The organism is Saccharothrix sp. AJ9571 (assembly GCF_021725495.1).
Classification (GTDB): Bacteria; Actinomycetota; Actinomycetes; order Mycobacteriales; family Pseudonocardiaceae; genus Amycolatopsis; species Amycolatopsis magusensis.
On record NZ_CP091382.1, the window covers coordinates 5284261 to 5299843 of the forward strand.

5 protein-coding genes are annotated in these 15583 nt (G+C 72.4%); 2 read left to right on the plus strand and 3 right to left on the minus strand.

What is annotated here, in order from left to right; genetic code table 11:
* The first annotated feature begins 13 nt into the window (after positions 1 to 13).
* Complete coding sequence (locus tag L3Q67_RS24435) at positions 14 to 6199, plus strand: type I polyketide synthase (RefSeq protein WP_499183802.1); 6186 nt, start codon at positions 14 to 16, stop codon at positions 6197 to 6199.
* 51 nt (positions 6200 to 6250) lie between these two features.
* Complete coding sequence (locus L3Q67_RS24440) at positions 6251 to 7684, plus strand: flavin-containing monooxygenase (RefSeq protein ID WP_499183803.1); 1434 nt, start codon at positions 6251 to 6253, stop codon at positions 7682 to 7684.
* On the opposite strand, the gene L3Q67_RS24445 is transcribed toward L3Q67_RS24440, so the two are convergent.
* The 3 genes from L3Q67_RS24445 to L3Q67_RS24455 form a co-directional block, all read right to left on the minus strand.
* Complete coding sequence (locus L3Q67_RS24445; protein ID WP_499183804.1) at positions 7685 to 7861, minus strand: hypothetical protein; 177 nt, start codon at positions 7859 to 7861, stop codon at positions 7685 to 7687.
* Positions 7862 to 7865: 4 nt separating this feature from the next.
* A complete protein-coding gene (locus L3Q67_RS24450) occupies positions 7866 to 9680 on the minus strand; it encodes a fibronectin type III domain-containing protein (RefSeq protein WP_499183805.1) in 1815 nt (604 codons plus the stop codon).
* Between the two features lie 76 nt (positions 9681 to 9756).
* The gene (locus tag L3Q67_RS24455; RefSeq protein ID WP_499183806.1) at positions 9757 to 15381 is read right to left on the minus strand and encodes an RHS repeat-associated core domain-containing protein; all 5625 of its coding nucleotides are present in this window, start codon (positions 15379 to 15381) and stop codon (positions 9757 to 9759) included.
* Between the last annotated feature and the right edge of the window lie 202 nt (positions 15382 to 15583).

Below are 15583 nucleotides of genomic sequence, written 5' to 3' on the forward strand. Positions count from 1 at the left end.
AGGTACGCCGACCATGGCAGGAGAAAGCCCGGCCGCCCGGACGCAGACCCCGGTGGCGATCATCGGAACGGGGTGCCGGGCGCCCGGCGGGATCACCTCCGCGAGCGGACTGTGGCAGGTGCTGCTGGACCGCCGGGACGTGGTGACCGGCTCGGATCCCGGTACGCGCTGGCCGGAGGAGGAACGGGTGACGCCCGCCGACCTCGCCGGTTCGGGGATGCTGCGCGGCGGTTCGTTCCTCGACGACGTGGACCTGTTCGACCCCGGCTTCTTCGGGGTGCCCGCCCAGGAGGCGGGCAGCGTCGACCCGCAGCACCGGCTGCTGATGGAGACGACCTGGGAAGCGCTGGAGGACGCGGGCGTGCCGCCGCGCTCGCTGGCCGGGTCGCGGACCGGGATGTTCATCGGCATCTCGGGCGCCGACTACGCCAAGCGGTTCACCCTGGCGGAATTCAACATCTACCACGGGATTTCGGCGATTCCGTCCGGGGCGCCGGGGCGGATCTCCTACATCCTCGACGTCAACGGGCCGTCTCTGGCCGTCGACGGGGCCTGCGCGTCCTCGCTGATCGCGGTCCACCTGGCGTGTCGTTCGCTGCACGACGGGGAGACCGATCTCGCGCTGGCGGGCGGGGTGACCGTGCAGCTGGAATGGGGCGGCCTCATCGGTTTCGCCCGTGCCGGTGCGTTGTCCGCGCGTGGTCGCTGCGCCTCCTTCGACGAGAGCGCGGACGGCTTCGTGCGTGGCGAGGGCTGCGGCATGATCGCGCTCAAGCGGCTGGCCGACGCCCAGCGCGACGGTGACCGGGTGCTGGCGGTCATCGCCGGGATCGCGATCAACCACGCCGGGCGGGTGCAGGGGGTCACCCAGCCTTCGCGCTCGGCGCAGCGCGACGTGATGACCTCCGCGATGCGTGCCGCCGGGGTCACGCCCGGCGACATCGGGTACGTCGAATCGCACGGCACCGGCACTCCCGTCGGCGATCCGATCGAATTCGGTGCCCTGTCGGACGTCCACGGCTCGGCGACCGCGCCCTGTGCGCTGGGGGCGCTGAAGACGAACATCGGCCACCCGGAGAGCGCGGCCGGTGTGCTGGGGCTGATCAAGGCCGCGCTCGCGGTCCGCCACGGGGTTATTCCGGCGAACCTGCACTTCACCCGGTGGAACCCGGAAATCGAGGCGGAAGGCACGAGGTTCTTCGTGCCCACGCAGACCACCGCGTGGGACGCAGGTGGCGGACCGCGCCGCGCCGCGGTGTCGGCGTTCGGCGTGACCGGCTCGAACGCGCACGCCATCGTGGAGCAGGCACCCGCCGCACCGGCACGGGAGCACAGCCGCCAGGTTCGTAAGCGGGCACTGGTCCACGCGGTGTCGGCGGCTTCGCCGGGCGGGCTGGCGGCCACCGCCGGGCGGCTCGCCGACCACCTCGATCCGGCGCGTCCCCGGCCGGAGGATGTGGCGCGCACGCTGGCCGTGCACCGGAGCCACCTGACCACGCGCGCCTGCGTTCTGGCCGAAGATGGGGCCGAACTCGGCGACGGGCTGCGCGCGCTCGCGGAAGGACGGGAGCACCCGGCGGTCGTCCGGGGCGCCACCGGTGATCCCGGCATGCCGGTGTGGGTGTTCTCCGGGCACGGTTCGCAGTGGCCGGGCATGGCGAGGGACCTGCTCGACGAGGACCCGGCGTTCACCCGCATGGTCGACCGCCTGGACGCCGTGGCCGGGCAGGACGGCGTGCCGGTGCGGCGGCTGATCGAAACCGGCGCGCACCTCGAACGCATGGACGTGGTGCAGCCGGTGGTCTTCGCCGTGCAGACCGCGCTCGCCGAGATGTGGCGTGCCTGGGGCTTGCGCCCGGCGGCCGTGGTGGGGCATTCGATGGGCGAGGCCGCGGCCGCGGTGGCGGCCGGGATCCTGTCGCCCGAAGAGGGCATGCGCATCACCCTGGCGCGGTCCTCGTTGCTGCAGCGGGTGGCCGGTGGCTGCATGGCCACCGTCGCGCTGCCCGTGGAGCGGGTCGAGCAGGAGATCGCCGGGATCGACGGCGTGTCGGTGGCGGTGGTGACCGCTCCCGCGTCGACCGTGGTGGCCGGGCACCAGCACGTGGTCGAGGAACTGCTGCGGCGCTGGCAGGACCGGGGTGTGTTCGGCAAACGGCTCGCCGTGGTGGTCGCGGCCCATTCACCCCAGGTCGATCCCATCCTCGGCGACATCGCCGCGCGGACGTCCTGGCTGGCGGGCGCGGCGCCGGAGGTGCCGTTCTACTCCACCGCCGGGGATCCGCGGGAGCCGGTCGTCTTCGATTCGGCGTACTGGGCCAGGAACCTGCGCGCGCCCGTCCGGTTCGACCTGGCGAGCCGGGCACTGGTGGAGGACGGGTACCGGGTGTTCCTGGAGCTGTCGCCGCACCCGCTGCTGACCCACGCGGTCGAAGAGACGGCCTCGGCGCTGCGCACCGGGGTGACGACGGTGCCTTCGCTCGTGCGCGACCGGCCCGGCCGCGAGGCGCTGTGCCGGGCAGCCGCGACGCTGCACGTGACGGGTGTGCCGGTGGACCTCGGGGCGGTCAACGGCGATGGCGCGCCGGTGTCGTTGCCGCCCACGGCGTTCGACCGGTCCCGCTACTGGCTGGAGAGCAAGCGCGGGACCAGCGGCGCGGGGAACCACCTGTGGCTGGGTGAGCGCGCGGTCGTGCCCGACCCCGACGCCGAGGACCGGACGCGGCACGTGTGGAGCGCGGACCTCGGTGCCGACCGCATCGAGTGGCTGGAGCAGCACACCCTGCGCGGCACCCCGCTCGTGCCGGGCGCCGCGTACGTCGAGCTGGTGCTGGCCGCGTCCACCGAACTGCTGGGTTGCGCGCTCGACGAGGTCTGCCTGACCGGCGTGTGCTTCGACCGGATGCTGCCGCTGGCCGGTTCGGTGCCGTTGCAGGTCACCGCGACCCGGACGGGCCTGCGGGCGGAGGTGGAGATCCTGCAGCACAGCGGCAGCGGGTGGGACCGGGTCGCCGCCGCGACCGCCACCCGCTGCGAAGAGGCCGCCGACGCCCGTGCCGACCTGCCCGTGCCCGAGCACACCCGCACCCCGGAGGAGCTGTACGAAGGCTTCCGCCGGATCGGGCTGGACACCGGCCCGGCGTTCCACTCCATCGCCGCCGTCACCGACGACGGCATCGTCCGGCTGCTCGTTCCCTTCGAGGCGCCCATCCTCAGCGGCGCGCCGAAGGTGCACCCGGTGCTCCTGGACGGCTGCTTGCTTTCGGTGGCCGCGCTCCTGGTCAGCGAACGGGATTTCGTCACGGAGAACGTGGACGCCCCCTGGCTGCCCACCCGGATCGCCGAGGTCGTGCTGCCCGGTGACCCGGCGCGCATCGCCTGGGTGCGGCCCGAGGTGCACCGCGACGGCCCCCACAGCGCGACCGGGCGGGCCGACCTCCACGACGAGGACGGGGTCTGGATCGGCGCGCTGGAAGGCGTGGAACTGGTCCGGAGCACCAGTGTCTCCCCGGCCCAGGCGCTGATGAACTCCCGGTTGTTCGAGATCTCCTGGCAGCCCCAGCCACTTCCGGCCGCGAGCGAGCCGGTGGACGCCGGGAAGTGGGTGCTGGTGGCGGAACCGGGCGACGGCACGGCCGGGCGGCTCGCCGCGGCACTGGCCGGGCTGGGCGGCCGTCCGGTGGTCCGGGAAGACGTGCCGCTGGACGAGACCGGCGGGAACGTGGTCTGGTGCGCGACCGGCGAACTCGACGAGCTCGACCGGGTGACCCGGCTCGCGACCCTGGTGCGCGAGTCCGCGCACCGGGCCGACCCACCGCGGATCTGGGTGATCAGCGGGAACGCCCGGCCGGTGCTGGACGGCGATCCCGTGGTGCCGGGGGTGTGCGCGGTGCGCGGCCTGCTCCGCGTGGCCTCCATCGAACAGCCCGAGTCGGTCATGACGTGGATCGACACCGACGACACCGAAGCAGACGCCCACGAACTCGCCGCCGAGTTGCTCGCCGGGACACCGGAGACCGAGGTGGCGTGGCGGTCGGGTCAGCGGTACGTGGCCCGGATGACCCGCGCCCCGCTGGCCCACCGTCCTCCCCGCACCGCCGGTGAGCTGGACGTGGTCGCGGGCGCGGACGAGTACGTGCTGGAGGCGGACGCGGACGGCGGCCTCGAACGGATCCGGATGATCGCCACCGGCGAGCCGCTGCCCGTCCCGGGGCCGGGGCAGGTGCTCGTGCGGTCGGAGGCGGTCACCGTCCACTTCCGGGACGTCCTGATCGCACTCGGCATCTACCCCACCGACGACGGCTCGGTGCCGCGGCTGGGCTCCGACGTCGGTGGCGTGGTCCTCGCCGTGGGGGAGGGCGTCCGGGAGTTCCGCGAGGGCGACCGCGTCGTCAGCGTGGTGCCCGACGGGACCGGGACGATGACCTCGGCCGCACTGGTCGCGGCCGACCTGACGGTGCACCTGCCGGACGGCCTGCCGATGCTCGAGGTCACCGCTTCCGTGCTGACCTACCTCACCGCCTGGCACGCCCTGCACGACCTCGCGCGCCTCCACGAAGGCGAGACCGTGCTGGTGCACTCGGCCGCGGGTGGTACCGGGCTGGCCGCGATCGAGGTGGCCCGGCTGCTCGGCGCCACCGTGATCGGCACGGCGGGCACCGAAGCCAAACGCCGCTACCTGCGTGAGCACGGCGTCGAGCACGTCTTCGACTCCCGCACCCTGGATTTCGCCTGCCAGGTCAGGGAAGTGACCGGCGGGCGGGGCGTCGACGTGGTGCTCAACTCGCTCACCGGCGCGGCCATGCGGGCCTCTCTCGACCTGCTCGCCCCCACCGGCCGGTTCGTCGAGATCGGCAAGCGCGACCTGTACGACGGCGCCCGGATCGGCCTCGGCGCGTTCCGGCACGGCGTCACCTACGCCGCGCTGGACCTCGTGCTCACCGCCACCGAACAACGCGCGGTGTTCCGGGCGGCGCTGCACAAGGTCATCACCGAACTCGAAGCGGCTCGCCTGCCGCTTCTGCCCAGTTCCACCGTGCCGCTGCCGGAGGCGGTGGAAGCGTTCAAGCAACTCGCTTCCGGGGAGCACATCGGGCGGCTGGTGCTGGAATTCCCGCCGAAGGGACACTGTCTGCGGGTGCACGCCCCGAACCGGGACGACGTGGTGCGCCCCGGCGGCGCCTACATCGTCACCGGCGGCACCCGCGGTCTGGGGCTGGAAGCCATTCGCTGGCTGGCCGCGCACGGAGCCGGTCGCGTGGTCGTCGGCGGCCGCGGTGAGCTTTCCCCGGAAGCCACCGAAGTCGTGCGCGCCACCACCGAAGCCGGGTGCGCGGTGGAGGTGGTCCGGGGCGACATCACCGCTGCGGACACCGCGCGGCGGCTGGTCGCCGCGGCGGGTGAAGACCTGCGCGGCATCCTGCACACCGCCGTGGTGCTCGACGACACCCCGATCTCCGGCCTCACCGCGGCCAAGCTCGAGCGCGTCTGGCACCCGAAGGTGACCGGCCTGCGGAACCTGCACGAGGCGAGCGAGGGGCACCCGCTCGACTGGTTCGTCGTGTTCTCGTCCATGTCGGCGATGCTGGGCAACGCCGGGCAGGCGAACTACGCCGCGGCCGGAGCCTGGGTGGACGCCTTCGCCCAGTGGCGGCGCGACCGGGGCAGGCCGGCGCTGTCGGTCGACTGGGGTGCCTGGGGTGAGGCCGGGCGGGCCACCCACTTCGCCGCACGCGGGTTCGACACCATCACCACCGCCGACGGATTCGCCACCCTGGAAGCACTCCTGCGCCACCAGCGCGTCAACACCGGGGTGTTCGACTACCAGCCGGACACGCTCTTCCACGCCTTCCCGCACGCCGCCGAGAACCCGCTGCTCGCCGAACTGGACAGCGGAACGGCCGCCGCGGGCGACGAAGCCCCGGCGTTCAAGGTGCACGCCGAAAAGCCCGGCCCGGCGCGGACGCAACTGGTGCAGGACGCCGTCGTGCACGCACTGGCCGCGCTGCTGGGCACCCAGCCCGCCGCCGTGCCCGCGCACGCCAAGTTCACCGACCTCGGCCTGGATTCGCTCCTCGCGGTGGCCCTGACCCGGAGGTTGCAGGCCGACCTGGACATCGCCCTCACCGCCGCCGACGTGTGGGCCCATCCCTCGCCCGCCGAACTGGCCGCCCACCTCGATTCCACCATCGGCGGGTGAACCCGGGCATGATGGGCGTGCTGGTGACGCCGATGACCCGGGGGTGCCGTGGTGAGGGTGTGCGTGGTCGGAGCGGGACCGGCGGGGATCGCCGCGGCGAAGGTGTTGCTGGAGCGGGGATTCGAGGTCACGGTTTTCGACAAGTACCCGCGGGTGGGCGGGATCTGGGCGCGAGGGGGCTGCTACGACGGGCTGGCCAACCAGTCCGCGCTGCGCATCTTCGAGTTCGCGGACCTGCCCAGCCGGCTGCACTTCGCCAGTGCCGTGGACACGCAGCGGTACCTGGAGCACTACGCCCGGACTTTCGGTGTGCTCGGCCGCCTCCGGCCGCGCACCGAGGTGACCGCCGTCCGGGCGGTGGACGGTCCGGGACGGCTGGGGGCCGCAGGCTGGACGGTGGACTTCCGTTCGGCGGAAAGCGAAGGGGTGCAACGAGAATCGTTCGACCAGGTGGTGATCGCCAGCGGTGCGCACCACCACGTCCACGTGCCCGACCTGCCCGGGCGTGCGTCGTTCGGCGGCACCGTGCTGCACTCCAACGAGGTGCGGTACGGGACGTTCACCGGCCGCCGAGTTGTCCTCGTCGGCGGCGGCAAGTCCGCACTGGACCTGGCCACCCGCGCCGCACGCGAGGCGAGTTCGGCCACTTTGGTGCAGCGCAAGGTGAACTGGATGGTGCCCGAGCGCTTCCTGCTCGGCTTGGTCGGCTACAAGTGGATCCTGTTCACCCGCTTCGGAGAGGCGCTCCTGCCGCGCTACCACGATCCGGCCTGCGTGCGTCCCCTCGACCGCATCGACGAACGGGTCAAGCGCGTGCTGTGGTGGCTCATCATCCGCGACATCATGATCAGCACGGGCCTGGCCCGGCTGCCGAAGGAACTGCGGCCCGTGCAGGCGCTGCCCTTCCACCTGGCGCACGCCGGGGTGATGCCGCGCGGCTACACCCGGGCCGTCCGCCGCGGCCGGCTCACCGCCAAGGTCAGCGCGGTCGAGGCGTACACGAGCGAAGGCCTGCGGCTGGCGACGGGGGAGGAGGTGGCGGCGGACGTGATCGTGTTCGCCACCGGCCACCGCCGGGTCTTCCCGTTCCTCGACCCGCGGGTGCGGGTCCACGACACCGCCGGGCGCCTGCGCCTCTACCGGGGCATCGTGCCGCCCGGCGCCGACGGACTGGGGTTTGTGGGATTCCGGCAGGTGTTCAACAACATCATGGGCGTGGAACTCACCGCGCACTGGCTGGCCCGCCACCTCCAGGGGACGCTGCGCACCACCCCGACCGAGCAGGCCGTCGACGAGCGCCTGGCCTGGCAGGAGCAGGTGCTGCCCGGTTCCGGCGGCTACGACTTCGGCCCCTACGACATCCACTGCGCCGACGAACTCATGCACGACATGGGCCTGCCCGCCCACCGCGCCGGCAACCCACTGGCCGAATACCTGCTGCCCGGCGGGCTCGCCTGCCGCTACGCCAACCTGACCGGCCGGTGATCAGGCCCGCCGGTCGCCGATCCGGTCCCAGACGTCCTGCAGTGGGCGGGCGGTGTGCCCGCGCCCGGTCGTCGCGGCCACCGGCGCCGTGGCCCGTTCGAGGAGTTCACGGACCAGGGGGTCGAGCCGGTCCACCGGCGTGCGCCGATACCGGCGGCCGAGCCGGCGTTCGGTCATCTTCTCACCCCTTCGCCCAAACGATCGTGTTGGATTCGAGGCCGTCGGCGGTCACCCACACGGTTTCGTCGATCTGGTCGAAGTGGAACGCTTCGAAGGTGATGCCGCCGTCGGCTTTCGCTGTCTTGGTAGCTGAACCGCCCTGGTAGGAAGTCGCGGTGGCGTGGGGCACGAAGGTGTAGGACTGGCCGGGGTTGAAGCCTTTCGCGACGACACGCAGGTAGGCGCACTCGGGAATCGAGCAGTCGTCGATGGTGGTCACCGCCGAGCCCCGGGACAGGGTGATCGAGCGTTCCGGGGCGATCGGCGTACCGGTGGCGCGGGCGCCTGGGCCGCGGCCCGCCACGTTCTCCGCGGTCACGGTGATGGTGTACGAGGTGCCGTTCGACAGCCCGCTGAGCGCGGTGGAGCGGGTACCTCCGGCGACGGTTTTCGAGCCGCTTCCGGCGCTGGAGGACCACGACACGTGGTACTCGCGCACCGCGCCGCCGTTCGGGGCGGCGGCGCCCCAGTTCACCGTGATGGCCGCGTTCCCGGCGGTGGCCTTGACCCCGGGTGGTGCTCCCGGTGGGCCGGCCGGGTTCGCCGGTGGCTGCTGGGGTGGTGCCGGTGGGGATTTCGGTTGCTGCTGCTGGGTTTTGGCGGGCGGCGGCTTCTGCGACTGGCCCGGCGGCGGTTGGGCGGGCGGTGCTACCGGCTGGGTGGGCGGGGGTACCGGCTGCGGAGGCGGCGGCTGGCTGGGCTGGGTCGGCGGGCCGCCCACCGGCACCGGCCGCACATCGCCGTCATTGCCGACCACGAGGACGTGCCCGCCGTCGTGGCTGTCGACGTAGACCCGGGAGTCCTCGCCCTTGGCCAGGCGTGGTTCGCCGGGTGGCATCGGCACGTTCTTCTTCAGCGCGCCCCGCGAGTCGTAGGTGAGCACCGAGTTCTTCGCGCGGTCGAGCAGCACCACCGCCTCCCCCGCGGAGGCGAGTTCGGCGTAGTCCCCGGCGGGCAGGTCGACCGAGACCGGCGCCGCCCTGGCCGGGCCGGTGTCCACCAGGTGCACCCGGCGCCGCGGCGGGTCGAGCACGGCGATCCGGCCCGCCACGTCGGTGGCGGCGAACCGGGCGTCCGGCGGGGCGTCGACGCCGAGCGCGGTGCCCGTGCCGAGGCCGTCCGCGCCGATCGGGTGCGCGGTGTCGGTGGTGGTGTCGACGAACACGGGCCGGCCGGCCACCACGGTCAGCCCACCGGTGTGTCCGCCGGGCGCACCGGTGGGGCAGGCCAGCCGGTCCGCGTCGCGGGCCAGTTCGCAGATCGAGCCGCTGGCGGGCTGGTGCACCCACAGCGACCCCGCGGTGGTCGCCACCGGTTCGCCCAGCCCGCCCCCGGCGGGCACGGTGGTGACCCGGTCGCCGAGGCGGACGATCCGCCCGGCCTGGCGGTACACCAGGTACGGCCCACCGGCGACCTCGATGGCCACCGGCCGCTCATCGGTTCCGGTGGCGATCGACTTCTTCGCCTCGAGATCGGACTTGCCGAATTCGACGATGCGGTTGCCGCCGACCACATAGCCGCCGGTTTCGCCCTGGACCACCTGACTGCCCGGCTCCGCGCCGGGCATGGCCGCCTGTGCGTCCAGGGTGCCGCCGGCGCCGTCGAGGTGGAAAACCACCTGTAGCACCGAATTGAACACCCAGTGCCCGGACTGGAGGAAGTCCACTTCGGACCCCGGTTCGGTGGCACCGGACAACGCCACCCCGAGCACCGCCGCCAGCGCGGTCACCGTGCACCACAACGGCACGCGCCGCCGCCATCGAACCGGTTCCACCACGGACGGAGCCTAGGCAGCCCGCCAGGGGACCGGTCCCCTGGCGGCAACAACCGGCCACACCGCCGAGGAGGGGGCGTCAGCAGAACAGGCCCACCCGGCAGCCGGTGATCTGACCGAGGAAGGGAACGTTGACGTCGGGTTCCGGTTCGCCGGCCTCCCGGCCGAAATTGCGCCACCGCCCGTAGTCCATGCCGTACTTGATGGTGCCGGGGAGGTTGAACGCGGCGTTGTCGGCGAAGTTCCAGGCCAGCGAGGTGACGAAGGTCGACACCCGGTGGATGCCGCTGCGGACCGGGTCCAGCGGCGGCAGCCTGGGGTACTCCGCGTTCAGCTTGTCCACCGCCTGGCTCTGCTCCTGCCAGGCCTTCTCGGTGGAGACGATGGCGTTGGACACCGGGAAGACCTTGACCTTGAGGAGGTGCTTCAGGCCGATCTCGGCCAACTGGTCCACTTTGACCTCGGCCGCCTTGCGTGCGACGGCCTTCACCCAGCCGGCGATCCCGCTCTCCTCCTTGCAGTTCCCGCCGCCGTCCTTGCCGGAGCCGGACTTCTGGCACTCCAGGCCGGTGGTGTCCCGGTTGTTGACCGGGTTGTTGGCGGCGTAGGCGTAGCGGTTGAGCCCGATGTTGGCCTCGCCGTCGACGATGGCGTCGGGGGAGAGGAAGCGGCCGAGTTCGGGGTCGTAGTAGCGGGCGTGCAGGTAGAGCAGCCCGGTCGAATCGTGGCGCTGGGCGGCGAAACCGCGGGGCTCGTACGACAGCGGCCCGGCCGTGCGCAGGACCTCGCCCTGGGGGCGGTACTGCTTGCGGTGCACCTCGGCGCCCGTGGCGTCGGTCATCGCCTGGACCGAGCCGAGGTGGTCGGTGTGCACCCACAGCCGTGTGGGCCCGTCGGTACGGGCGACCAGCGTGCCCGCGAGCGAGATGTACTTGGTCGCCGGTCCGCCCGCGGTCGCCTCGAAGTCGTCACCGGCGTAGTGGCGGGTGATCGTGCCTTCGACCTGTCGGACGCGCTCGCCGTCGGCGTCGTAGGCGAAGGTCGTGGTGACCCCGGCCCGGGTGACCGAGGTCAGGCGGTTGTCGCCGTCCCAGGCCAGGGTGCGGCCCGCGCCGGAGGTCATCAGGCCCGCCGCGTCGTAGGTGTAGGCGTTCGGGCCCGCGGTGCTCACCGCGTGCGGGCGAACGGTGTCCATCGCGTACTCGCCGAGCCGGGAGTTCGACGTGGGGTTGCCCGCGGCGTCGTAGGCGAGACTCTGGTTCAGCGCGGGGTCCGTGCCGCTGGTGGCGGAGACGAGCTGGTCCGCGTCGTCGTAGGCGTAGGTCCAGGACTCGTCCGGGAACGGGCTGGTGATGCCGGTGATCAGGCCCTTGCCGTCGCGCGTGTACGAGTTGTCCTGCACGGCAGTGGTGCCGTGCAGCGTCGACACGTCGTCGAGCCAGCCGCGGTCCGGGTCGTGGGTGCGGGTGGTCACCGTGCCGTTGGCGTTCTCGATCCGGGTCGGCTTGCCGTCGGCGGTGTAACGCGCGGCGGTGACGTAACCGGGGATCGACGACAGCCGCCCGGCGCCGTCGTACCGCAGGGGATCCGCCGGCGTGCCCTGCGCGTCACCGTCCGGATAGGTCGTCCACAGTGGACGGTCTTCGGGGTCGAAGCCGTGGTGGAAGGCATAGGTCGTGCCGCCGGTGGTGCGCACGGTCCGCACCACGCGGCCGAGCGCGTCGTGGTCGGTGGTCTTCGAGCCCGCGGGGTCCGCGGTCGTGGTGATTCTGCCGGTGTTGAAGAACCCGTCCCGGGGCTCGTCGTAGGCCCAGGTCACGGTGACGGCGTCCGCGGTGCCCGCACGGCTGGTCTTGCCGGTCTTGCGGTCGAGCGCGTCGTAGCCGAACGTCGTCCGCTGGCCCTTGCCGTCGGTGTGTGCGGTGAGCCGCCCGGCGAGGTCGTATTCGTAGGTCCACGTGCCCGCGTCGGGGTCGGTCATCCGGGTCCGGCGGCCGAGTGAGTCGGTGGTGTAGGTGATGCTGTGACCCAGCGGATCGGTCGACCGCTCCAGGTTCCCGCGTGAGTCGTAGGCGTAGACGGCGGTCCCGGCGCCTTCGTCGCGGGCCACGCGCTTGCCGTGGGCGTCGAAGCGGTCGGTGTGGGTGCGCCCGAGTTCGTCGGTGCTGGTCACCGACCACAGCCCGTAGCTCTTGGTCTGCTGTGCGCCGTCGGGGAAGGTGGTGCGGGACGGCCGGTCGAGCGGGTCGTAGCCGTAGGTCGTCTGGTGGGTCGCCGGTTGCGGCTGGCCCGCCACCCGGTAGTAGGCGGCCGTCTTCGAGGCGATCCGCCCGCGGGCGGTGTAGGCGGTGTCGAGGTGGATGTCGCCGGTGGCGGCGTCCGGTCCCCGGTCGACGGTGCGCCAGACGCGCTGGAAGCCGTCCAGGTGCCGTCTGCTCCACCGCGGGTTCGCCGTGCCGTCCGCCGCGGGCCGCTCGATCAGTTCGTGTTGCACGGCGGCGTTGCCGACGTCGACCCACGCGTGCCGTTCGAACCGGCCGCCCGGTTCGGCCTTCTCCACGAGCCGGCACAGCGCGTCGTAGGTCAGGGTCGTGGCCTGGCCGTTGAGGTCGGTGGTGCGCGTGGGAACTCCGCACACCGGGTCCCATTCCTTGGCCGTGGTCTGGGAAAGCGCGTTGGTCTCCGAGACGGCGAACCGGTGGTGGGCCTCGTCGTAGGTGGTGGTCTTGCGGGCACCTACCGCGTTGATCTCGGCGGTGACGTTGCCCCAGGCGTCGCGTTCCTTGCCGGTCACCGCGAACGCGCCGGTGCCGGACAGCCAGTGGGCCGTCGCGGTGTCCAGCCCGGCGGACGGTGGCTGGTCCGCGGTCGCCGCGCCGTCGTAGTGCGTGCGGGTCTCGGCGAGCCGGGTGCCGGTGGCGCCGATGCCTTGGAACACCGTAGCCGAGGCGGGTTCGCCGACGATGTAGGCGGAGGTGTTGGGCACGAACGCGGTCACCGTCGTGCGCTCGTCACCGGGCACGTCGCTGTCGCCGTGCTCGGTTTCCTGCGTGAGCTCGCCATAGGTGTTGTACTGCCGGGTCGTGTGCCTGCGCTTGCAGTCCGCGCCGGGGCAGGCCGGGCCGGTGTGGACCTGCTCCCAGGTGGCGGTGCGGACCGCGGTCCTGGGCAGCGTGCCGGTGGTGGCGTACTCGTGGACCGTCGAGGTGAGCAGCGCGCCGTCACCGCCGCGGCGTTCGACGCGCTCGGGCTCGAACAACGCGGCCAGGTCCTGGCGGTACTGCCGTTCGGTGGTCGGGCAGGCCGTCTCACCCGCGATGCAGGGCTGGATCTCCTTCCGCGAGCGGAAACCCAGCGACCGCCGTTCCACCCGGTCGTACCGGCCGTCCGCGTAGGTGTAGCCGGTGGTCGCCGTGCCGCCCCGGCCGTCGTCGGTGGTCACGGCGGTCGCGGTCTGCGTGATCGGCGGGTTGCCGGTGTTCGGCCACGCCGTGGACGGCGTGTAGGCGACCGAAGTCGTGCCGCCCCACCCGTTGGCCCGCGAGGTCAGCACGTCGGGCACCGCCGCGCCGGCACTCCAGACCCGCCTGCCGCGGTTGAAGCCGAACGGGATCGAGTACAGCTCCACCACCTCGGAGAGCCCGTCGCCGTTGACGTCCAGGTCGAGGAAGTCGGTGCCGCAGTGGCCCTTGTCGGAGCAGGTGAAGCTGCCCATCGCGGTGTCGGTCGCGCCGGCGGTGAAACCGGTGCCGGTGGACAGCCAGATCCGGCGCCGCGAGGACAACCCGTACGGGGAGACCTCGACCAGGTCCACGCGGTCGTCGCCGTTGACGTCGACGGGCAGGTGCTTGGCCGAACTGGCGGACGGCATGGCCGTGTCGGTCGAGGTGAGCGTGTAGCCGTAGCCGGTGGAGAGCCACACCCGGCGGGTGTAGGTGGTGAAGAGCGGGTAGAGCTCGACCATGTCGGCCTTGGTGTCGCCGTTGACGTCCATCACGGTGAACCGGCTGCCCGCGCCGTCGGCCTTCGGGGCGCTCCAGGAGATGCCCGAGTCCACGGCACCGGCGGTGAAGCCGGTCCCGTTCGACAGCCAGATGCGCCGCCCGCCCGCGGAGCCCCACGCCGAGTACAGCTCGACGAAGTCGTCCTTGCCGTCCCCGTTGACGTCGGCGGCGTGGAACTGGCGGTCCGCGGAGAACGGGATGCCCGTCTCGTGCGAGGCCAGCGTGAATCCGGTGCCGTCCGACAGCCAGGTGGCGCGGCAGAAGTGCACCGGGAAGAAGCCGCAGGAATACAGCTCCAGCAGGTCCGACCGGCCGTCGCCGTCGACGTCCAGCGGCAGGAACCGCGAGTTGTCGCTCTTGGGGCCGTGGGCCGAGCCGGTCGAGGCGAGCGTGAAGCCGGTGCCGGTGGAGGTCCACACCCGCCTGCCCCAGCCCAGGCCGTTGGGGTAGATCTCGATCAGATCGGTCCTGCCGTCAGCGTTGACGTCACCGGGCAGGAGCTTCGAGTCCGCGCTCATCGCCATGCCGCCCTCGTCGGCGGCCAGGGTGAAGCCGGTGCCGTCGGAGACCCAGCTGCGGCGGTGGTAGGCGAGACCGTTCGGGTAGACCTCCAGCATGTCGCCGCGGCCGTCCCCGTTGATGTCCATCGGCAGGTACCTGATGTTGGCGTTCGACCCCAGCGCGGCGTCGTGGTGCCCGGCGGCGAGCACCGGATCGCCCGGCCGGTAGGCGGCGGTGAGCGCGGGCAGCGCGGTGCCACCGGTGACGGTGCCCGAGGCGTCCAGCACGGCGTCGCGGCCGAACTGGCGCACACTCGTCAGCAGCGACCGGGCCGTGGCGCCGCTGACCGTGTAACCGAGCTGGTAGGCACGCAGGCGCTGGCCGCCGACGGTCACGTCGATGGTCTTGACCCGGGTGGGCACGGCGAGCAGGCCGCCGTTGCCGGTGGCGCTCTGGTCGACGTCCGGGCGGGCCTCGTAGTGGAACTCGACCGCGGTGCCGTTGTAGGTGACAGAGTCGAGCTGGGCCGCGTTCCAGTGGTAGGTGACGGTGTTGTGCGAGGTGTCGGCGACTTCGCTGAGCCCCCACCGGAACACCTCGGTGCCTGCGGAGAACACCGGGGCGAACACGCGCCGGACGCCGTCCTTGCTGGTCACCGTCCACCGGCTGGCCGCCCCGGTGCCGGTCAGCGCGATCCGCAGGTACCGCTCGGTCTTGGTGGAGTGCGTGCCGCCGGTCGTGCAACTCGGGCTGGCGCTGCCCGCGGCGCACGGCACCAGCTCGACCCCGTCGACGAGGAAGACGTCCGACGCGTCGTACCGAGGCGCGCCCCGGTTCGCTCCCGCGCGCTCGACCCGGCTGACCCCGGTCGGTTCCCACCCGACGCCGAACCAGCCGTTGCCGCCCGAGGACTCGTAGGACAGTGACAGCCGCGGGGTGATCTCCCGGAATTCGGGCACCTCGATGTCGATCTCGTCGCTGAACACCCCGCGGCCGTCCACCGCCCACGGTTGTTCCGGCGGCTCGGGGATCTCCGGGCTGGTCGGCTTCGGCGTCTCGGCCAGTGGTGCCTGCTGCTTCGGCCGGTCACCGCCACCGACCGGCGGCGGTGCCGCGTCGACCGCGGTCGCGCTGCTGAGCAGGACGAGCACTGCCAAACCCAGGCCGCGCAGCGCGCGACCGGCCCTTACCGCCGTCATCGACCAGCCACCCCAGTACTAGAAGAGCCGACGGCCGTCTGCGCTCACGCGGTCGCGGCCTTGCCGGGGTGATCGTAGGCCGAGCCCGGTTTCCACCGGAAGACTTCGTGGGAGAGCAACGAGAACTCCCGTGCGGGTGGTGATTCCCTTGGCGACCTGAATGTCCTTTGTGGACTTCGTTCGAGGCGGTCGGAAGATCCTC

Excerpts from the sequence above, each read along its gene's own strand:
- L3Q67_RS24435 (WP_499183802.1), top strand. The coding sequence starts at position 14 with ATGGCAGGAGAAAGCCCGGCCGCCCGGACGCAGACCCCGGTGGCGATC.
- L3Q67_RS24455 (WP_499183806.1), bottom strand. The coding sequence starts at position 15,381 with ATGACGGCGGTAAGGGCCGGTCGCGCGCTGCGCGGCCTGGGTTTGGCA.
- L3Q67_RS24445 (WP_499183804.1), bottom strand. The coding sequence starts at position 7,861 with ATGACCGAACGCCGGCTCGGCCGCCGGTATCGGCGCACGCCGGTGGAC.